This is a genomic window from Paenibacillus baimaensis (genome assembly GCF_025567575.1).
Genome location: NZ_JAOQIO010000034.1, coordinates 232,191 through 253,992, shown reverse-complemented (window position 1 = coordinate 253,992; position 21,802 = coordinate 232,191). Strand labels below are relative to the sequence as shown.

Annotated in this window: 13 protein-coding genes; 4 read left to right on the top strand and 9 right to left on the bottom strand. The window is 46.5% G+C overall.

The window, feature by feature from the left end; all coding sequences use genetic code 11:
* Positions 1 to 93 precede the first annotated feature (93 nt).
* Positions 94 to 849, bottom strand: a complete 756-nt coding sequence (locus tag OB236_RS12105; protein ID WP_262684232.1) for a helix-turn-helix domain-containing protein — start codon at positions 847 to 849, stop codon at positions 94 to 96.
* A 1,004-nt stretch (positions 850 to 1,853) separates the two neighbouring features.
* Here OB236_RS12105 and OB236_RS12100 point away from each other — a divergent pair.
* Positions 1,854 to 2,717, top strand: coding sequence for a hypothetical protein (locus tag OB236_RS12100; protein WP_262684231.1), 864 nt, complete (start codon positions 1,854 to 1,856; stop codon positions 2,715 to 2,717).
* Positions 2,718 to 2,952: 235 nt separating this feature from the next.
* Here the strand turns inward: OB236_RS12100 and OB236_RS12095 are convergent, their stop codons facing one another.
* The 4 genes from OB236_RS12095 to OB236_RS12080 form a co-directional block, all read right to left on the bottom strand.
* Positions 2,953 to 3,774, bottom strand: a complete 822-nt coding sequence (locus OB236_RS12095; RefSeq protein WP_262684230.1) for a glycoside hydrolase family 43 protein — start codon at positions 3,772 to 3,774, stop codon at positions 2,953 to 2,955.
* 249 nt (positions 3,775 to 4,023) lie between these two features.
* Positions 4,024 to 4,302, bottom strand: a complete 279-nt coding sequence (locus tag OB236_RS12090) for a DinB family protein (protein ID WP_262684229.1) — start codon at positions 4,300 to 4,302, stop codon at positions 4,024 to 4,026.
* A gap of 24 nt (positions 4,303 to 4,326) precedes the next feature.
* Complete coding sequence (locus tag OB236_RS12085; protein ID WP_262684228.1) at positions 4,327 to 4,479, bottom strand: hypothetical protein; 153 nt, start codon at positions 4,477 to 4,479, stop codon at positions 4,327 to 4,329.
* A gap of 156 nt (positions 4,480 to 4,635) precedes the next feature.
* The gene (locus OB236_RS12080; RefSeq protein ID WP_262684227.1) at positions 4,636 to 5,196 is read right to left on the bottom strand and encodes a dihydrofolate reductase family protein; all 561 of its coding nucleotides are present in this window, start codon (positions 5,194 to 5,196) and stop codon (positions 4,636 to 4,638) included.
* Positions 5,197 to 5,585: 389 nt separating this feature from the next.
* Here OB236_RS12080 and OB236_RS40060 point away from each other — a divergent pair, with 389 nt between their 5' ends.
* Positions 5,586 to 5,678 carry a hypothetical protein gene (locus OB236_RS40060; RefSeq protein ID WP_408638449.1) on the top strand — a complete coding sequence of 31 codons (93 nt, stop codon included), beginning with the start codon at positions 5,586 to 5,588 and terminating at the stop codon, positions 5,676 to 5,678.
* 435 nt (positions 5,679 to 6,113) lie between these two features.
* Here the strand turns inward: OB236_RS40060 and OB236_RS12075 are convergent, their stop codons facing one another.
* From OB236_RS12075 to OB236_RS12065, 3 genes are all read right to left on the bottom strand, one after another.
* Complete coding sequence (locus OB236_RS12075; RefSeq protein ID WP_262684226.1) at positions 6,114 to 7,466, bottom strand: hypothetical protein; 1,353 nt, start codon at positions 7,464 to 7,466, stop codon at positions 6,114 to 6,116.
* Between the two features lie 1,220 nt (positions 7,467 to 8,686).
* Entirely contained in the window at positions 8,687 to 11,617 is a 2,931-nt protein-coding gene (locus OB236_RS12070) for an S-layer homology domain-containing protein (RefSeq protein WP_262684225.1), read from the bottom strand.
* Entirely contained in the window at positions 11,614 to 14,298 is a 2,685-nt protein-coding gene (locus OB236_RS12065) for an InlB B-repeat-containing protein (RefSeq protein ID WP_262684224.1), read from the bottom strand. The genes OB236_RS12070 and OB236_RS12065 overlap by 4 nt, the downstream gene beginning before the upstream one ends.
* Before the next feature lie 464 nt (positions 14,299 to 14,762).
* On the opposite strand from OB236_RS12065, the gene OB236_RS12060 reads away from it, so the two are divergent.
* Positions 14,763 to 15,431: a response regulator transcription factor gene (locus OB236_RS12060; protein WP_262684223.1), complete on the top strand. Its 669-nt coding sequence runs from the start codon at positions 14,763 to 14,765 to the stop codon at positions 15,429 to 15,431.
* A gap of 2 nt (positions 15,432 to 15,433) precedes the next feature.
* Here OB236_RS12060 and OB236_RS12055 read toward each other — a convergent pair whose 3' ends face one another.
* On the bottom strand, positions 15,434 to 17,491 hold the full coding sequence (locus OB236_RS12055) for a sensor histidine kinase (RefSeq protein ID WP_262684222.1): 2,058 nt from the start codon (positions 17,489 to 17,491) through the stop codon (positions 15,434 to 15,436).
* Between the two features lie 533 nt (positions 17,492 to 18,024).
* On the opposite strand from OB236_RS12055, the gene OB236_RS12050 reads away from it, so the two are divergent.
* Positions 18,025 to 20,880: an S-layer homology domain-containing protein gene (locus OB236_RS12050; RefSeq protein ID WP_262684221.1), complete on the top strand. Its 2,856-nt coding sequence runs from the start codon at positions 18,025 to 18,027 to the stop codon at positions 20,878 to 20,880.
* Positions 20,881 to 21,802 lie beyond the last annotated feature (922 nt).

Here is a 21,802-nt window from a genome sequence, read left to right as displayed (position 1 = left end):
ACTTACTTTATGGATTCATATGTAATTTTTCAATAAAAAGGATCCGGAAGCGGATACGTTCTAAGTGGTCCTACTCCCAGGACACGTTTGCCCTTATCTAACGGCACCTCTGTTTTCGAAAGAAGCCGAATTTATTTGGATTTTATATTCTCTGGGTGTGAGCCCGGTATACTTCTTGAATAATGTTGAGAAATGACTGACATGCTTAAAAGATAACATGGTCGCTACATCGTTGATTGAATAAGAAGGGCAATAAGAAAACAGGAGTTGAGCTTCTTTAATCTTTTGCTTATGGATAAACGTCGAAAGGTTAATGCCAGTATCAGAATAAAACAGATTCGACAAATAATCGGGACTTATTTGCTGTTGGACGGCAATATTTTTCACTTTCAGTTCATCAAAAATATGCTGTTGGATGTAGCGGATACATCTCTCCACGTGAAGAGAATAAGCATGATTCTCCGCCTCTTTGATGATCCGGATAAACAATTGTATTGCATTGTCGAGATAATCGATTAGTTTGATGCGGTCGGTCACTCTGCTAATATCCGCTATTATTACTTCACCTAACGAGAAGGCTTGTTCACTATTTACATTACAATTAATGGAAATTCGTATGGCGGTATCAATTATGCGAATTGCATTGGCGCGGTCATTGAAAATAGCTTCCTGCTTAGACATACGGTCCGGTGGAGGAGATATTTTATACTTGTTCATTACAACCCGCATTAAATTGATATCCCTCTTCTCCAGGGATAATTTAATTAACTTCTCCAGCTCATAATACTGGTGGATATATCCGCTCTGCTTGCGTTCCATAGCACGTTTCAACCAATCGTTCTGATTCACAGTAATCACCCTTTGCCTGATCTGCTATTCAATGCAATTTATTACACTATTTTTAAGGAGAAATGTAACTGATACTGTCCAATTGCTACCGTTCGCTCTCCCGATGGAAACAAACATCTCCCGTACCGGATCGTAGTTGTCGCGGTCCGGGTCCCTCTTTAATGCCCCCGATGATCCTGAAATCGAGCCCAGAGCTGATGGTGATGCTTTTATGCAAACGAATCTGTGCCTCTGTTTAGACACCGCCGTATTGTATCCCGTAGCGCCTCGATTGCATGGTCAACGTAGCTCGTGCCGACTATCTCTCTAAAGTTATTTTGAATGAGGCGAATGTTGTCGCTCTCCCACCAGTTCATTAGAGCATTTCTGTTGACGTCCTCTTCCTTCACAATTATAGCAAGCCCCCAGAATGGCAGTATACAGACAAAATTTGCGTTTTTTTCGATGCGACGGGGAGTATGATCTTAGCCAGCGCGTCTTCTGGAAGGGAAAATGGTATTCCTGGATCAATTGCATAGTGCTGACCCGTAGAACTCATTCATTTAGAGTAATTCAAGACTCGGCAAGAAGCCAACGTGTGAACTTTTTGAAAACATCGAATTCTACTACAACCGCCATGACGGCGATATACCGGAAGAACGCATTCTGGTTCACGATTGGATTCAAGACTGTAAAACAATAGGGACGATTCCAGCAGCCTATGTCAAGACATTTCCCGTGGTGCAGCCGACAGGGACATTCCGATCAGCATCAACAAGCTTGTACTTGAAGGTGAACGGGATATTATCCTCAATTTGCATATCCGCGCCCCATGCGTTACAAAATGCAGCCATCCTTCCCGGGCGGGGCAAGTATCAACATTTACAGAGATTAATACGATGCCTGAGTCTAATAATTAAAAGAAATCTAAACAATAAAGGAAGGATACACCAAATTTATGTCGAAATTTGTAATTATCTCCTCGATACCGCCGGAGAACTAAAAGTCAATTTTCTGAAAGCAAGGTGAATGTTATCAAATTACGTCATGTAATAAAGGATGCTGGATTAGGTACTCACGGAGGCTCAAGAAAACAACAAGGGCACCCTCATTCGATACCATCAACCAATGACATGGTAATGCAACTGCAGCGTACGATAGGCAATAAAGCTCTTACTCAACTCATGCGGTCGGTAAAGCCTCAATCAACTGGAAAAGTGATTCAACGTGCTATTGACCCCGATTTAGTCGAAAAACAAAAGGAGATCTTAGAGATTCCAAAAGACGTGAAGGTAAGAATATTAGAACTTCCCAAAAAATCTAAACTAACGGAAGAGATCAAAACTTTAAACGATATACATAAGTTTAATATAGATGATCTCAATGAGTTGCCAATAGGAAAAGTACTGTGTCCTGATAATTATGAAAAGTTCAGCACGGGCGAGGATAAGGATGAGGAATGGCTGAAAGCGCCGATGGAGGATCACATGGACATTTATGGAGGGGCAGCTTATGATCATAAGTATGATTTGGTTACTATAATTGAAGGAAAGGGACCAAGAGATTTACTTCATGAAATAGGACACTTTAAGCAAAACAGTCAGGGCTTCAATGCGACTAATGTAGATACGACGATTCTAGAATATCATAATGTCATTTTAAATGAGAATTTATTTGAAGGTGATCCCAGATTAAGTTATTCAAAATCATTTATTAAATCTACTGATAAATCATGGAAGGACCTCCGCGAAGATTTTTCTGAATCTGCAAAGAATTTAACCCTTCTTGATGAAATTGAAAAGGCGCTGACTACCAAGAGATATGAGGCACATGCGGAGCTGATTAAAAAAAACCTGGTTAACGAATATTTCGGTAAAAAAACAAAATAATCATTCGGAGACAAATAAATAATGCTCAGTTACTACACCCCCTCTTCACTCTTAAATAGGTGAAAGGGGACTCCTGAGTGTAAATCTGCAGCAGCATGACAGTATTTAGCGATATCAGGCCCTGCAGCTGTAGATACTTCTGCAGCTTCTCCGCAAGCGGCAAGGATGCGGCAGGCGCAACGACTCCACGGCTCTTTCATTCACAGAGGAAAGAGCCGTGGAGTCCAGCGCTGAATTATTTGGTGAAGACTGCCCCGTGACGCACCCCTTTGGGAAGCGATACTTCTTCGCTTACGTTCTGCCATGTCTTCAGATCATAGGATCGGTATGCTCCATAGTAGTGGTCATGGAAACCGTCAACCAGCATCATCCACTCCGTTGCGCCTTCCCGTTCGATCGCATAGAGCGTTGGTCCTTCGGTAAGCGGGGCCGTGAGCAGTCCGGATGTATCATGGAACTCCGGACGATCACTGCCGTCCTTGGCGAACAGGCAGGATCGGATCGCCTTGAAGTCGGTGCCCGGCTCATTCACCCCGCGCTCATCCTTGAAGAGCATAAGATACGACTCGCCAAGATCCGCAACGCAGGCATCGATCACGTTGTAACCGGGATCAAAGAACAGTGATGCCTCGGAGAACTTTTCAAAATCAGTTGTTGTCACCGACCAGATCCGATGATTGCGCGGTCCTTCGCCGACGGTGGAAGACCAGATTACTCGGTATGCCTCAACCCCTTCATCGTAGAACATCTCCGGCGCCCATGTGTTTTGGGTCAGTGGGAGATGCTCCATCACCGGGATCAGCTTCGCGTCCTTCCAATTCAAAAGATCTGTGGATCGTGCGTAACCAATACTACGGCTCCGCCATCCGTCGGTCCAGACGAGGTGATAAATACCGTCACCTCCTCGGATAATAAATGGATCACGCATTTGGGTTGTGCCGACGGAAGACCCAAAGATGGCTTTGCCCCCATTCCACTCTTGCCACTGGTAGCCGTCCTCGCTGCAGGCGAGATACAGCTTCTCGTCATCTTCTTTAAAATAACTGAATACAAACATGTGCATCCTTCCTTCCCGTTACTAGAGAGATTTTAACACAGGATACAATCAAAAATCAGCCCTAAAAAGATAGACATTTCGTGCTGCTACCCGTGCCCTCATTAATCTCAACCACAAAAAGGATTGAGAACTCCTTCCGATCTAAAATTGCACAGTGCAATTTTTTCCACACTCTTCCTGTAAATTTATGTAACTCTCGTTCTCCATTAAGTCAATCCCATTCCGAGTGATGGTGATTATTAGGCCCCGTTAGAGCCTCGAGAACGTGATGTAATCGACTTGGACGGGCTCTGCCGATTCGATCCGAAGTACCCGATTGATCTGTCCCCGGTGATATTGCCCATGTAAGAGGACCTGCGACAGGATGTCCCGGACGGACGTTCGGAACGGACCCCCGCTCTGGTTCGCATAGTCGACCATCTCGTCCAACTCGGATTCCTCGAGCTTTTCGATATATACGCGATATTGCTCGGCGTTCTCTTCGAACATCGTCCGGATCGCCATCAGGTCTTCCGCTTCCTCCCACAACGAATATTGCGCGCTGCCCTTGCCCTACAGTCGGGACAACCAGACTCGTTCCGCGACCGCGACATGCCGAACCAGCTTCAGAAGGCCCTTGTTCTTCGTCTCACTCTCCTCGAGCGCGTCCAAGATGCGTCCGTCCGCCCAGTACAGGTGGTCCATCATGCGCTTGATCGTCTTCATTTCGGTTTCCCCCTCTTCGTCTCATCGATTACATGAACCTACGTCTCCCGTTAGTTTAAAAATGGAAGCCGCTCATAACTTCCGGATTCCGTAGTTTCACTTGATTATAGTAAGTCCGTAGGCGTATCTCCTGGATTTCACTCTCTAGCGTCGCGGTCAGACGATCACGCGGTAGTGAAGATGAACAACGCCGCATTGGAAGCGGCGCTCACCGAGCAGCTCTAGCCGCATACGGAGGTTGTCCGGCAATGCTCGCTTCCCTCCACCCAAGACAATCGGATTAAGAAGCAGATGACACTCGTCGATCAGTCCCTCGCTCATCGCCTGTCCAGCAAGCTCGGGGCCGTTAATCGTAATGTCATCAACTGAAGATTCCTTCATCTTCTGAATCGCATCAGGATCGAATTCGCGCTCGATCCTAGTCCTGGCGCTTGAAACCGCCTCAAGCGTCCGGGAATACACGATTTTCTCAGCCGCTCGCCAGATCTGCGCGAAATCCCGTATTACCTCCGGTTGATCGCCGCCGGCGCTCGCCGTCTCCCAGTACACCATCGACTCATATATTCGACGCCCATATAGGTAGGTGCCGATCGCCCGCTCGAAGTCAGTCCAGAACGCATACATCTCGTTATCGGAGATCGTCCAATCGATATTGCCTTGCTCGTCCTCAATGTAACCGTCCAAAGATACGTTAGTAGCGTAGATTAGTTTAGCCATTTCAATAACGCCCTCCAATTATTAGTTTCCAACGAGACCAAGGCCTGCTCCTCTGAATTTGAACAAAGAAACATCCACTTTTATATTAACACATATTGGAAGTATTCTTTGTACGTCTTAGAAAAACTAATCTTCGTAAAGTGAAAACGGATGCTGCTGAGCTTATCTTTTGGCAGAGCTTAATCTGCGCTATCTGACCAGACAAAATGAGTCTCTTTCAAAATATGCGCGCAGACAAGCGACTTTTATTAAATGGTACTTTCATTGTTACATTTTGTGGCATATGTTCCGTTCCCTCAGTCATTTAAAGAACTGCTGACCATGCACGCTGATGCGATGAAGCTGAACTTGCTCAAAACCTGTCGCCACACAAGCTGCGTCATTTTCTGTTGACCCGGCTCAAAAAGCATGGAATCGATGACACACTAATACAGCTGTATTCCGGTCATGAAAGCCGGAAGTCTCTACTTTGCCCTTGGTGACAGCTACGCTGGTACTATCCCTTTACTGTGTCGTTCCTCTAGAAATCCGTTCTCTCCACATGCTGAGTGAGCTGCTCTCCAACGTTTCAAGCACTCATTGGGCTTACGATTACCAATGATCGACAAGGCTTCTATAAATATATGCTGGGCGTTTCCCCTTGCTGATACCCCTTTAGAGCCTTTACTTTAAATTCTGGTGAATACGTGATCGCCTTTTCTGACCGTGTAGTACGTTAGGATTTGCTTCTAACTGTCTGATTTCAAGCGCCGTAAAGCGATGTCGGTTCACTGGGAACTTGCTACTATCTCTCATTTTAGACCTCGCTTTTCTCTGATAACTTCCATTATAAATGCAAATGACCCGGAAGGAGGGCACTTTTTTCAAAGTGTCTACCTTCCGGGTCACAGTTCAAACAACCGTGCTGTGAGCTTTTTTTATCTTTGAGGATGATTCGTTTCCTGCTCACTAATAAACGTGTCAATATTTTTATTAGCAATGCCTTCCTTGTCTAGCAATTCCTTTAAACGCTGCCTGTGAAGCTCGCCGAGACCGTATAACAAGTACCCTTCATTTTTTGCCTTTTTAATATGCTGGAACATCGAGAAATCTCTTGCCTTCTCTGCCTTCATCATCGGTGATTCCCCGTCCTCACTGTAATCCTTACTCGCAAGATGCCATTTGTCTTCGAAGGAGGCTTTGTCTTTCTCAGGCGCAGACTCCTGCTCTTGTTGTATTTTCTCTTCAGCATAGGCAGTCAGATCTCGATAAAAGGTTTTGAACAAAGCACTACTGGCTTCTTTCCTCATCTCTTGCGTGACTGCGGCTTCTGAACTTTCCTGCGACGAAATAGCTGTAGCGGTTTGATCCCACATCTCTTTATGAAGCATATAAGTTTGAAAGAGATTGGATTCTTTGTCTGCACTTGAAGCAAAATGAATACCCATTACCAAATAAGCTAATTCCACAGTAGATCCTTGAATCTGATAGTTTTTTTCATCCACACTAATTCCACTTAATGCCCTTAGTATTTTCGGATAAAAGCTCTCGGCCCTGTGACTTCTTTCTCCTTCGACCCCTTTAAACTTTTGATTAATGACTGCGTCCCGTCCTCGCATATCATTCGTTAATTCGGGGTTACTTCCAGCCTCTGCTGGATATTCAGTGAAGCCTTCGTGCATATATTTATCGGTACCTACTGCTGTTGTGATATCTGAAAGATTAACTGCCGCATGCTCTTCACCAAGCACAAGCAGCTTATTAGGGAGACGAACCCAAGCGCCCTTCTTTCTAATATAACCCACTTTTTCAGTTGATTTACCCGCATACTGTTTCATCTCATCTTTACTATTAAAATATCGGGATGGAAAATCATTCAACATGTTACTAACATTTCGCTCACCCTCACCTATACTACCGTGACTGGTTTTCGTTTTGTTTCTGAAACCACTGAATACTCTATTTTTGATGTACACTTTTCTTTGTATAGAAGGAGTTGAAGCTGATTGATTTATTCGCTGCTGTATCGGCGTCTCTTTCGGTGTCTCCGATTTTTCAGCAGACCTGCTGGCATTTTGCTTGAAAAGCTCACCAACAGCACGATTGCCAATCGTACGCTGCAGCTGTAACAATTGATTTGAGTTTATCGAATTCACGTTCATCGGTCGTTGTACGATTGCATCAGCAGATATTCGAAGACCACGCGACTGCATTTCAACCGTTTCCGGTGAGTTCGTATCAGCAGTTTTAGTGGAATCGTTAGGTATCTTGGCTTGATGATTAATATGCATATGTACCTCTTTCAATTAGATTGATGTTATTCATAAGAACCAAACAGCTTACGCTCCGGAACACCGATCTTAATAGCTTCAATGTAAAACAGTTCATATATCTTAACAAGAACTTTTCTCTTCCTTTATCATTTAGGACTATTCGTGCTATTGAAGCCTCGAAAGAATCGGCTCAATGTACGGGGGCACTTTTGCTGGGAGCAGCAGGTTTAACTAAGGATAAGACAATAACCACAATCCCTTTAGCCTAAGATTTACTGGAACCATATTGCAAGGAAGTCATCAAAGATCGAGCTATGCGAGATGGTGATTATCGCACTTTGTCGGGTTCTACCTTACAGCGGCATACAAAGATGATTTCGGTTGAGAAAGGGCCATCCCACAAAGTATGGTCCTAGAACTTGCCGTTACAGACAACGCGGAGATCCGTGTCACAAATAGATAGATCCCCGTTCAACCACTACTCCCGTTAATTTAACAAGTTACAGGTCAGTTAACTGCTTGTCGAGAATCGGATCAAGTTCTTGTCAACCGACAGGATGACAAGAACCTGATTACATAAATGACAAGAACATTCCCCACAGGTCTTTTAATGAGAACATAAAAATAAGGATGAACATGTTCATTCTTTAGTTTATTTTATATGGTTAGATGGTTAGTCGTCGTACATAATGGTTAACGTAGACTGCAAGTTTTTTATTAAATGGCACTTTCATTTATACATTATGTATCATACACGAATTCATTCGCTTTGAAATTTTCTTTTTATTGTTCGAGTTTAACGGGCACATCAACTTTGTGTTGGTCAATCAAATTGCTTATATTCTGGGTTTATAAAAAATTCAACTGGTTGTTTCAACTCCATATCAATCGAATGCTTAAAAGCCATTTTCAGGTATACTTTTTTCAACCATTTCATTTTAATTTGATTACGTAAAACGCTCTCTTCCTTCTTTCTTTCAAAACCAAATCTGAAATCGTTTAATATATCCCGATAAAACTTCTCGGCACTGGGCACTTTACACGATTTACAATCAGCTAGGAAAACCGCTATGTAAGTTATTGTTCAGATACAGAAAAAAGCCGAATATGGTAGTGTAGCTGACCATATTCGACCCTGCATATTGTGATGCCATTTCGTAATTTATTCGACGGATTGCAAAACCAGATGCGCCTGCTTCGTCAAGTATGTTCGTATGTTACGATGCCGCACTTGTTCACTAGATCAATTCGGACTTTTGCAATAGCTTCTTGACAATATACGCAACCTCTGCTCTCGTAATATACGCTTTTGGAGCAAGCTCGGTAGCACTTCTGCCTGACACGATACCTGCCTTCAAGCAGTCGGCAATATCGCTTTTCGCCCATTCCGCAATATCCACTCCATCTGTAAATGCATCGAGGCTTTGCTCCGCAGCAGTTGTCGGAAGTTTCGCCTTCAGACCAGAAACTGCCATAGTCCGGGCAATGATCGTCATAGCTTGCTCACGCGTAATTTTATCCATCGGGCGGAAGCTGCCATCCTCAAACCCGCTGAGCAACTTATAGGAGTATGCCGTTTGAACCGCGCTGCTGTACCAATCCGAATCACGCACATCCGTAAATGACGAAGTCCCTCTCTCCAGCTTCAATCCCAAGCCTCGAACCATGATCGCAGCAAATTCTGCACGCGTAGTATCCTGATCAGGATTAAAGATGTCATTGCCAGTACCGTTAATAACCATACGAGAACCCATATTATTCACCGCATCTTTGGCCCAATGATCGGCAACATCCTTGAATACCAGCGGATGCCATACAATCGAATAGAGACTGTTGGTCAAACTGTTCACCACAGCGTAATACCTGCCATCCCTGTTGACAATCTGGGTCGGTACATGACGTACGGCTCCATCCGGATCGACCACAACGCCTGTAGTAATTTTATTCGGATCGACGCCTTCAGGAATCGCAATTGACCTTTCCACATAAGCTTGAAACCGAGTTATATCAATTGTTAGGTCTCCATAAATCGCTTTGACGGTAAATTCAAGCGGTGGAACTACAATCTCAAACATTCCCGCAGATGCTGAGCTGGCTACAACCTTCATCATATCTGCTGATGGGACAGCCATTTCAATCCGCACTTTAATGTCCTGAAGCGATACGGTTCTGCCCACTTGCTCTGAAATGGACTGAATATCGATCTGCTTTGCCGGCAAGGTGTAGGTAGCTTTGTCCGTTCTGATTTCGATAACGGCTTGCTGCTGCTCCATCCTGCTGACCATTTGACCGTTCAATTCACCGATCACTTTATCGGATTGTATATTGATCGGGATGCTGATTACCGCGCCCTGACCTTCTGCTGCCAGCCTGGCCTCCAGCTTCCCCTGGTCGACGACTACAACTGTCACGGTTTGTCCGTTGACCGTATCCGTTGTTGCCGTTCCGGCATTTTCAGCCTTTCCGTTCACCAGTACATCAACGCCTGTCGGAATGGACTCCGATGCACTTGAGGCAGATGGAGAAGGTGATGTGCCACCGGCGCTGCTATCACCTCTAACGACGCTCACGATGTACGGCTCACTGGTCGAGCCGCTAAAATTCGTATCTCCGCTGTAGGTTGCCGTTATGGTGTGCATACCATTCAGCGGTATTGTCACCAAACTCGCGGTGCCGCCAACTACGGTAACTGTTCCCAGCGACGTTGTGCCTTCAAAGAATTCTACCGTGCCGCCCGTTGGTGTGCCGGAAGCTGCGCTTACTATTGCGGTTAGCGTTAATGGCATACCCTGTTTCGATGGATTTGGCGCTGCCGTTACCACAGTGGTCGTTGCCGTTAGTGTAGGCGGCGTTGCACTTACCGTTACTTTACCGGCCGTCAACGTTTTGATCATTTCAACCGCCGCCACGTCAGTGAAGGTGAACGACTGCACATCGCTTTCGCTGCTCACAGTTAATATTTTATCGCCTATTGCCGCTTCGTCTTTGATTTTGAATTGGATCTTGAACATACCGCTGCCTGCAGCATGCGACTTATCGCCACCCGAAGCGTCCGTCCAAACCGCTTTCAACCAGCCGTCCTTATTGCTGAAGTACGACATGAAATGATCGTCGTGCTGTCCTGTAATTCCGGTTACTTCAAGGGCGGTTTTATCATAATCGATCCGCATTCCATAGGCGCCGACTCCCGCCGATGCAGCAGTGACTGATACCGGTACCTCTACCGCAGCCCCCACTTTTCCGGAGGCGCTGCCGATACCGACTGTTACAGTTTGCGGCACTGCTGCCTCAGTTGCAAACGGCCAGCCTGTTTTGTCGGCAAAGCCTGCAAAATTATTGTTGGCAATATCTTTAAATGCTCCACTGTCGATCAGCACGTAATAATTCGTACCGTAGCTCAGCACGGCGGCAGGATCGATCAAAATCGTCGCCCCCGATACGCTCACTTGATTCGTATCGCCCGCGTTGATCGTCACGATTGTACTGTCGTCCAGCGCCTTCTTGAGAACCATATTTTTCCCGGCCACCGCCTTTACATTTTCGCTAAAAGTCAACTTCAGATGAGGTTTCAGCGCCGATATTGCCGTATAAGTAGCTTGAGTTACGGTCGGCGTGGTCGTATCCGACGTTCCGGTTACGGTGAATGTGCCGGAGGTAATATTTGCGTCCGAGATGCTCTGCGGACTCCCCCCCGTAGTCGGCGTATAGGTTGCCGTTCCGGAAGCAACTGAAATAGATGAACTTCCGGCTGCTGCCGAGTTTTTGATCTTGAACTGAATGGAAAATACTTGTTCCTTTTCGGAGATCAGGCTGAGGTCTTGAAGCGCAAGCGTGCCTGTCGTTCCATTTTTGCCCGGCGTTACACTTGGGTTCATGCTAAACATGGACGTGAAGCGTACATCGCCAGCCTGAACCTCTTCAAACACATTTAAATCATAATTGAGAGTCATCGCGAATTCCGCGAAAGGATAATCGCCCGAATCCATATACACCGCCACTGTCACAGTATCCTTCGGCGCGCCCGAAACACTACCGATTTCAATTGATACTGGCACAGGCAGCCCCGCACTAGCAAACGAACCGAAGGAGAAGATCATGCAAAGGATAAGAAGAATCGATACTGCTCTTCGAGTCACTTGTCCCTTGCGGCCAAATAGACGTTCGCTCATCCCTGACCACCTCCCATGTAAATTTGCAAAATAATCTTGGCATCGTTAGCCGTTACTAAACCATCGCCATCCATATCAAGTATTTCCATCTGCGTTTTCGTCAGTTGGATTTTCCCCTGAACATATTGGGTTACATAAAGCGCATCTGCAGGCGTAACATGTCCGTCTCCATCGATGTCACCTTTAATGATATTCCACTTCGCATAAAGCTCGACGCTCGCTGCACCGATGTTGGAGGCCGCACCTGCGGCATAATCCGTGCCGGTTCTGTCCGCCTTCGTATTCCAACCGGCAAACGTATAACCGGTTCTCACCAAATTGCCCGTATTGCCCTTCACCGTAACCGATGCTCCCGGCGCGTATGCGCTGCTGTCGACCGGTACGGCTCCTCCCGTGTTACTATTGCCGTTATAGGTTACTTTGTAAGTACTATTCCACTTCGCATACAGCACGACGTCCGCTATACCGATGTTAAAGGTCGCATCTGCGGCATAATCCGTGCCGGTTCCGTTAGCCTTCGTATTCCAACCGGCAAACGCATAACCGGTTCTGACCAAATTGCCCGTGTTGCCCTTCACCGTAGCCGGCGCTCCCTGCGCATACAAGCCACTGTCGATCGGTACGGAGCCTCCCGTGCTATTATTACCGTTGTAGGTTACTATGTAAGAGCTCCTCCATTTGGCATACAGCGTGACATTCTCCGCGTCTATGTTAAAGGTCCCCGACGCTGCATAATCCGTGCCGGTTCCATCGGCCTTCGTATTCCAGCCCGCAAACATATTGTCTCCATTGACCAGAGCGCCCGTATTTCCAAGAACAGATACCGAATCCCCGTCCAAATATGGCTTGCTGACGCTTGGCAAGCTGCCTCCCGTGCTGCCGTTGCCGTTATAGGTTACACTGTAGAGTGAAAATGAATTGGATTGGAGAATGAGTCCTTTCTCGCCGACTACTACAAATCCGTTGTTGGCATATTGAATGCCGTAAGGTGTGGATGTTGCACCCAAATTCCCCGACTTCCAGGAAATACCGTCAAAGGAATACCATGTGTTGACGCCAAATATCCCGGCAAAAAAGCCGTTGCCGAAGGTTAGGCTATTTCCATTAGCGTTAACGGGTTTCGTTTGCACCGTCCATGCCGTTCCGTTGGCGGACGTTAGGAGCTCGCCGTTCTGTCCGCTCACCACAAATATATCGTTGCCGTGGCTAATACTTGACAGTGTTGTGGTGGAGCCGGATACCTGGCTCGTCCAGGACACTCCGTCAGAGGAAGTGACGATCGTGCCGCTGATGCCAACGGCGACAAACTTGTTGTTGGCGTAGATAACTCTGGATAGATAACTTGAAGTACCGGACGTTCGGCTCGTCCATGTCCCCCCGTCTGGGGAGGTTATAATCACGCCGTTTTGTCCAACTGCAACGAACAGGCTATTGCCGTAAGTGATACTATTTAAAATACTTGCAGTATTAGAAACGGAGGTAGTCCAGCTCACTCCGTTGTCGGTGGAAGTGATGACGGAGCCGCCGCCACCAACCGCAACTAAACGGTTGTTGCCAGATACAGCGCTCTTAAATGGCGCTGTGTAGTTCGCGAACAGGTTCCGGCTCGTCCAGAATATTCCGTCGCTGGAAGTTGCAATATCATTGCCGTTCCCAGTTACTACAAACATATTGTTGCCGTAGTCGACCCCATTAAGAGTGTTGCTACTACCGCCGTCAGAACCCGAGTTGCGAATGGTCCAAGACGCGCCGTCAGCTGACGTAATAATTCTGCCGTTGGCTCCTACGGCGACGTAAATGCCATTGCCATAGCTGACACTGTTCAGTTGGCTCTTCACGCTTGAATCCCGCTTCGTCCAGGTCGTTCCATTGCCAGAAACCCATATTGACTCTGAACTGCCCTGGGAAGCGATTGTAAAAGCAAAGAAAGTGTCATTGGCATAACTTATGCGTTGGAATTGATCCGTTGTTCCAGAAGTTTGAGCTGTCCAGCTCGCTCCATCGACGGAAGTCGAAATTTTGCCGACCGTCCCTGCAATCGCGAAGAGGCCGCCGCTATAGCTGATATTTTGCGTCGCACCGATTAGTCCGCCCGTTTGAGGCGTCCATGTATTACCGTTGTCGCCGGAGGACAGTATGGTACTTGAAGCCCCCACTGTAACAAACACGTTATTGCCGTAGCTGACAGATCCAAGAGCCTTATCCGATGTGGAAGCTTGCGCCGTCCAGCTTGTACCGTTACTGGAGGTCACAATAGTACCGCCTGCTCCGACGGCAACGAATGTGCCGTTGCCGAAGCTGACACCCATCAAATGTGATGTTGTACCGGTCGATTGACTCAGCGTCCAGTTTACCCCGTTGGCTGACGTTAATATCGTACCGTCATATCCGACTGCGACATAGGTGCTGTTGCCGTAACTGATACCGGTAAGAATTTTTGACGTACCGGATGTTTGCAGTGTCCAGCTTGTTCCGTCTGTGGAAGTTAGAATCGTCCCGTTGCCTCCCACCGCCGTGAATGCGCCGTTGGCAAAAATGACGCTTACTAAATTTTCGCCTGTAGGCAAGGGCGCCCGCTTCGTCCACACGTCACCCGCCACGCTAGCCGAAGCCTGCAGCGGCAATGTCCCGAAAGCCATAATGACGGATAGTATGAAAATAAAAAGAATACGTTTCAACATTGCGCGAATTCACCTGTCCCTTTCTTAAGTGCTTGGTATACTTTCCACTTTAAATGTACTAGTTCGGCTCGACCAATAACTATTCAAAATTCGGAAAAAATTTTCAAAATTTGGATATTAAATATGAATGAGATGGATTCCCCTCTGTCCGAATACGAGCAGATCGGGCTGCACAACGTCCATTACCGGCTCAAGCTACCGGTTCGAAATGACGAGCGCCTTTTAAATTAAGTAGCTTTTCATGCTTTGGCTCCTTTTACATTGTTTTTGTAAAATCAAATACTACCTCATTCACTGACCCTGCTTGTTCTTACTCATTCGCATCCCTAACAGCAAATCTGACATACTTCAACATAAAAATATGTTTCGAATAGTCGAATTATAGTATAATGGAACTATATTCTGAGATTCAATGACGTTTAGTCACCACTTTTCTCAATTCCGGAAAGGGGCAACAACAGCTTATGTCCAATCCTTTAAAAGTTTTAATCGTCGAGGATGATGCGCTGCTAAGAAGCGGGCTGGAGCTCATTATTGCATCTGAAGAGGATATGGAGGTCAGTGGGGCAGCACAAAACGGGCTGGAAGCAGTGAAATTCCTAAATGCTTCAAGTCCTGATATCGTACTTATGGATGTGCAGATGCCCGAAATGGACGGACTTGCCTGTATCCGTGAAATCCGGAAGCGGAACGCAGAGCTGCCGATCCTGATCCTGACCACGTTCAATGAGGAGGAATACATTTTTCAGGGGCTTGCCGATGGAGCTAACGGCTATCTGATCAAGGGGTTAGATTTCGAAAAGCTGGTGCAAGCGATTCGTGATACGGTGAACCATCAGTTTATACTGCCGGCCCAAGTCGCCGCCAAGGTTGCAAAATACGCGATGAAAAATAACCAGTTTATCAAAGAGAAACGGTTGAAGCATTTTTTCGAAACCGATGATCTTTTTTCCGAGACCGAACACCAAATCATTGCCATGCTGCTCCAAAGACTTTCAAACAAGGAAATGGGAGACACGTTATTTTTTACGGAAGGCACCATCAAAAACAAGCTGACGGTTATTTACGATAAGTTGGGAGTTAATAACCGGCAGGATGCCATTCATCGCTTGGAAAATAGCATCATGGGCTAACATCAAGCTTCGTCGGAGGCGGCAGGCAGAATGAAATAAAACACGCTACCTGCGTCTTGCCCGCTTCTTACTCCGACCTCGCCCTGATGCTGCCTAACGATTTCTTTGACAATCGCCAAGCCAAGCCCGCTACCCGTTTCATTGTTTTCCCGGCTTCTATAGAACCGGTTGAAAACTTGAGCTTGATCCTCCTTCGCTATGCCTTTCCCGTAATCGGCTACTTCCAAAACAAACTCATAACTGGCTCCTCCCTCACTTAACCGAATACTCCCCCTAAGATCGATCACACCGCTGATGCCTTTGCTGAATTTTACTGCATTATCCATGAAGTTTTGTAGTACTTGCAGCATCCGATATTTATCAATCCGGACAAAGCACGACTTCGTACCTACTAGAGAATCTGCTATTTGCTTATTCAAGCTCATCCCTTCGTTCTCCAAGTCCGCTTCGAACTTGCCGAACAGTTCCTCAAACCATAAGCGGACATCCACCTTCTCGAATTTAAAATCCATGTTGTGGGACTCCAGCTTGGATAATTCAAACAAATCATCGACCAAGCGTTTCATATAAATCGTCTTGTCCAGCAATTGCTCCGTCATTTTATTATTGTTATTCGATAGTTTTCCTTTAATCATTAACTGCAGACAAGTTTGGATGCCGACCAAAGGTGTTCCCAGATCATGGGCGATATTGGCCAGCACTTTAGTCCGCCGTTCATTTGCTTCTTGTAAACTTTGAGTCCGTTCGGCTACCTTTTGCTCCAATGACAAATTTACAGCTTCGAGCTCCTCCAGCAGCGTATCGTTGCGGCGGGAAAGCCGGATATACCGGTACGAAACAATGACAGCTTGAGCCATAATGAACGGTACGATACTGTAGCTGAGCAGCTCTACTGTATTCACCATCCGTAAGTAATACAAAGTATCGTTTACCAAAGCACAGACAATCAAAAACAAAGCGGCCAAGTGAATCAGTGCACCCTCCCGCTTGCATAAATAGGCTTTAATGCCTACATAAATAATAAAATACAGCAAGACTGCCCCTTTCAGCGCGCCTTGAAGCAGCATCGATTCGGTGTAAACCCGTGCGGGAGTCAGCAATATAAACAGAACCAAGCCGACCGAGAGGATCATGGCAAACCTCATCATAACCTTGTGAACTTCCCGGGGATACAAGCTTTTCATGAGAAACACGAGGGCGATGAAGCCGAAAATTTCACTCATATACTCCAGCCTCGTTAACGCTTCCCAACTCTCGATACCGAGCAGTTCCTTGGACAAATAGCCGTTGATGAATAAGGTTCGCATGGAAACAGCCAGTGAAACCAAGCTGACAAATAGCGTAGAAAAGTCCCTTTTCCTCATGCCGCAAACAATCAAGTGGTATAGACCAATCATGAGAAAGCCGCCGATGATAAAGATGTCGTACAACAGTTTTTTCAGTATGCGGGGAATCAAAGCATCAGTATCGCCGTAGACGATCTCCCTGTTAATTCCCCCTTCGCGGAAAGAATAATTGGACACCTGAATGATTAGTTCCAGTTTTTCCCGCTTAGGCTGAAAAAAAACTAAATTAATATGGGATTGCGGCTGCTCCTCTTCCAGACTGCTGCCGACTATGCCGAGTCCCGGTCTCTCTTCGCCGTCAATCCAAAGCCGGTAGGCACTTCCTATCGATTGGATAAATAAGGATTTGTTCCTACCCAAGTCGGAAGCAGGCACATGCAAGATCAGCCGGTATGTACCGAAGCCATGGCCAGAATGAGCCGGCTCGTCCGATGGGTCATTTTCCCAGGAAGAAGGCACCGTTATATAGGCAGGCGTCCAACTGTGGTTTGCAAAATCTTTAGGCTCTAGTCGCTGGTTCCAATAAAACTCCCATTCCCCATGCAAAGGTACGGCTTGCAGCTCCTCTGAACCGGTGTCTTGAATCTCGATCACGCCTTTATTCGGCTGAGACCCCATCACTTCCGTATCTGAAGCCGAGACTACCGGTATCCCTATCCCTAATGTCGCCATCGTGACCAGCCATACGATTATAATGATCATCCGTTTTTTCATCTTCTACCGCCTTAACTCCGAAGAATGCATGTATTTCTTTTATTATAGTACTTAAATTTTGAATGAACAGCATTTTAGGCTTGGAAGGTGCCAAAAAGTACGCAACTGATGGCCGGACTTTCGACAATCTCTCCAAATACGGCGATGTCTCCCCTCATGGCTTCGAGCACCATCGATAAAATTATGTGGTGACGGCCCGTCTCGGCAGCTCGGGCTCCTCGCCGGAAAATACGCTCAGTCATGTAGCGCATTTTCCGACCATATTGGAAAACGGAGCGTCTGCAGAGCATAGAAGAAACTTTTGTCGTCGAAATGTCGAATATTTGCCGAAACCGAACTTTAGATCGAATTTATAAAAATTTTATATATTCTTAATATACTTTAATAGGAATAAAGACCTAAACATTTAACTAGCGTGCTATAATAAATTCCGTATGCTGGAGAGGGAGGAAACAAGTACAGAGATCATTTACAAATTTGTAGATTAGAAGTATGGAAGAATGACATCTTGAGATTCAATTTAGGAGGAACATATGACGATTATTCAGATGAGGAAAACTGTACTGCTGCTCTTATTCGCTTTATTGTGTGCGGTTACTTTCTGGAGCAGCTCAACCCATGCAGAGCCTTCCATAGTAGTCTCCCCCATTACCATCACAACGGGCGACCAAGTGCCTGCAAATCCGACGTATGCCAAAGCCGGCGACACGGCCACTTTGACGTTTACGCTCAGTAAGGCGCCAAGCGCGATGCCCACGGTACAGCTTGAATATAAAGAGGCAGTTGTAACCAGTGTCGGCAATAATGTTTATAAAGCGCAGTATAGCTTCACGGGATCGGAACATGCAGAAGGAATTATCGCTATTGATATCTATGTGCCGTCATTGCCGACGGTTAGAACGACAACGGACAGCAGTGCTGTATTCTACGACAAAACGAATCCGACAGGCACAATTACGATCAATAATGGAGCGCCTTCAACCAATACAACAGCGGTAACGTTAGACATTGCCGGTTCGGACTTATATACCCCAACTGTTTACTCAAGATCGCAACATTCACATCCGTTCGCAGGTACAGCGGCAGAGCCGATTCTACTGGCTTCCATCGATCAGTCGATTTGGAGCATTAAAGCCTTGTTAGCTGGTGCAGGACCGCTACCGGAAGCAGGTTCGGGTGTCGAGAAAATGCGTTTCTCTAACGACAATGTCAACTGGAGCGACTGGGAGCCTTTTTCGACGACGAAAGCTTGGACGCTGACAGACGGCGACGGCACGAAGACCGTTTATATGAAGCTGAAGGACAAAGCCGGTAACGAAATGACGCAGCCGGTGAACGCGAGTATTTTATTGCAGCAGCCGATCAGCATAACGCCGGTCAGCATCACCAGCAGCAACGCGGCAAGGGGTTACGCCAAAGTCGGCGACACCGCCACCCTGACATTTTCGCTCAGCAAGCCGACAAGCTCAGCCCTAACCGCATCCATTACAGGAAACGATGTGGCGATCACGACTGTCAGCAATAATGTTTACAGCGCATCTTATACATTCACGGATTCGGACTACGACGGACGAGTGCGATTCTCGATCCGCGTGGGCAGCAATCCGCCGGAAGCATCGACGAGCAGCACGACAGACGACAGCAATATGATCTTCGATAAGACCGCTCCGACAGCGACGGCGCTCACAATTAATAGCGGAGCGGCAACGACGAATACAACAGATGTAACCTTGACGATTGACGGTAAAGACACCGGGTATTTGGCAAGCTTAAGCAGACAGCTAGCGTCCGCGGACAATTCGCTTTCTGCCACTTGGGGGCTTCTGGCTTACAGCGAGCCGTTAAGCTCGGGTCTTTCACAAATGCGTTTCTCCAACGATGGTGTCAGTTGGAGCGATTGGGAACCATATGCCACGACGAAGGCATGGACGCTATCTTATGACAATGGAACCAAGACCGTTTATATGAAGCTGAAGGACCTCGTAGGCAATGAAATGACGACACCATATACAGCAACGATCGATCTTCAGAAGCCTTATCGTTCGTCCAACTCCAGTTCCTCTTATTCACCAAGCGAAACGATTACCATAAATGTAGAAAACGGCGTGACTGCGAGCGGTTCCGTGGTGTCGACGGCGACAATCAACCGTACTACCGATGCAAATGGCCGCAGGACAGACGCGGTTACGTTTACGCTTGACCAAGCCAACAAGACGGTGGAGGAGCTTAAATCGGCGGGATCTGACTCAGCTAGAATCGTCATTCCCGATCCGAAAGACGAAGTGTCCGAAGTCAATGTAACGATTCCGAAAACTTCCACCGAAAGCCTGGTGAAAGGTAATGTAGGCGTTGAAATTTCTACAGTGAACGGCCGCGTTGACATTCCGAAAAGCTCGCTTGAAGGATTTACGGACGACGTCTACTTCCGCTTCGTGCCAATTAAGACCGAAAACGATCGCAAGACCGTCGAAGACCGTGTCAAGAAAGAACAGGAGGTTCGTCTTGCCGTAGGCAATGACAATATCAGCATTGTTGGCAGACCGATGACAATTGAAACCAACCTGCAAAACCGACCGGTCACCTTGGTAATTCCGTTAGGCGACACTTCTTCCCTCACTGAACAACAGCTGCACAATTTGGGTGTGTTTATCGAGCATAGCGATGGAACGAAGGAATTTGTCAGAGGGGAAATCGTGAACTACGATGCCAGCGGCAAGCTTGGCATTCAATTTACCGTTACGAAGTTCAGTACATTTACCGTTGTCAAAACCGAAGGCTTGAACAAAATAATGCACAAAGCCTACATCAACGGCTATCCTGACGGCACGTTCGGGCCAGAGAAAAACATCACTCGCGCGGAAATGGCAGCGCTGCTTGCCCGCGTATCGGATAAAACAGCAACCAAATCGAGCATCGCCTATACCGATGTCACTTCGTCGCATTGGGCGAAAGAAGCCATCGATCAAGCGACTAAAATGGGCTTGATGGAAGGCTACAACGGCAGCAGCTTCAAACCAGAGCAAATGATCACTCGCGCGGAAATGGCAGCGATCCTCTCCCGCATTTCGAGTAATAGCGCAGGCAGCGGCGACAGCTTCAAGGACGTAAACGGCCATTGGGCGCAATCGGTGGTAGCGCAGGCGAAAGCAGCCGGTTATATCGACGGATACACTGACGGCACCTTCCGTCCGGAGCAAACATTAACCCGTGCCGAAGCGGTGACGATGATGAACAAGCTGCTGGGACGCGGTCCGCTATCCGGAGCAGCATCCAAATGGAGCGACGTGTCAAGCGGCAGCTGGGCATTTGAGCAAATCCAGGAAGCTTCCATTGACCATACATCCGAGAAAAACGCAACGGGCGGCGAACAATGGGTAACGACGCCTTAATGGGGATTAAGGTAATAGAACGCTTCGGTCCTTGAAAATTCCACAGCAACAATGCGCAATAGCGTAGGGCTAAAGCATAGGTAAGAAAAACCGTCAGGGAAGTTCGCCCTGACGGTTTTTTTAGGTTTGACGAGCATCGGCAATCTTGTACTCATACCCACGAACGCCTTTGTAATACTCTGGATACATACCACCGGTTGACCCTCCCATGTCTCGCAGAGTCTACGCTCCCACATTCCTTCATTCAACCTGTCTCTTCTAAAATTTTGCCCTCTTGCCGTACCCGTACATAATGTTTTAACGATTAAATATGTTCTACCTCCTTCAACCATGTGAGAATCATACAGAAGTTTACCTTCCAACGTTTCTGGAATTTCATCCTTCTGTGACTCCCATGAAACTTTAACGATTTTGTTGATTATTTCTCCGTCCAATCCTTGTTTTATCAAATAATCTCTAATTAAATCTTCCTGTGAATAAATAAATCCATGAAAATAACAGCTATATATAATTAAGTGTTAAGCTATTGTGTCTCGTTAGTTTAATTACAGGGGGACAAACCATATGTGATCGAATGACTTCTTCATCATCTTAGGCATCTGTACAGTCAAATAGTTATTAACCCACATAGCATGAAATACGAATTAATTTAAACTTCTAAAAAGGAAGTGGAATTCAATGTTCTTTATCCCACAACCACAGGTGTATATGAGACAACCGCAATCTCCTCCACCTTCATTCATCCCCCCAAAACCTGAGGTATCTTATGTAGTTGACTGTTTATATGAGTACACATATGTCTGGCTGCTGAATGGAGACAATTTCTGGTTTTATCCGACTCGTGTAGAGTACGGTGAAGTCTCAGGTTATAGGTGGAATGGAGCGTTTTGGATGTTTTATGGCATTGATCCAAGAATAATTG

Excerpts from the sequence above, each read along its gene's own strand:
- OB236_RS12085 (WP_262684228.1), bottom strand. The coding sequence starts at position 4,479 with ATGAAGACGATCAAGCGCATGATGGACCACCTGTACTGGGCGGACGGA.
- OB236_RS12055 (WP_262684222.1), bottom strand. The coding sequence starts at position 17,491 with ATGAAAAAACGGATGATCATTATAATCGTATGGCTGGTCACGATGGCG.
- OB236_RS12080 (WP_262684227.1), bottom strand. The coding sequence starts at position 5,196 with ATGGCTAAACTAATCTACGCTACTAACGTATCTTTGGACGGTTACATT.
- OB236_RS12075 (WP_262684226.1), bottom strand. The coding sequence starts at position 7,466 with ATGCATATTAATCATCAAGCCAAGATACCTAACGATTCCACTAAAACT.
- OB236_RS12060 (WP_262684223.1), top strand. The coding sequence starts at position 14,763 with ATGTCCAATCCTTTAAAAGTTTTAATCGTCGAGGATGATGCGCTGCTA.
- OB236_RS12065 (WP_262684224.1), bottom strand. The coding sequence starts at position 14,298 with ATGTTGAAACGTATTCTTTTTATTTTCATACTATCCGTCATTATGGCT.
- OB236_RS12095 (WP_262684230.1), bottom strand. The coding sequence starts at position 3,774 with ATGTTTGTATTCAGTTATTTTAAAGAAGATGACGAGAAGCTGTATCTC.
- OB236_RS12050 (WP_262684221.1), top strand. The coding sequence starts at position 18,025 with ATGACGATTATTCAGATGAGGAAAACTGTACTGCTGCTCTTATTCGCT.
- OB236_RS12070 (WP_262684225.1), bottom strand. The coding sequence starts at position 11,617 with ATGAGCGAACGTCTATTTGGCCGCAAGGGACAAGTGACTCGAAGAGCA.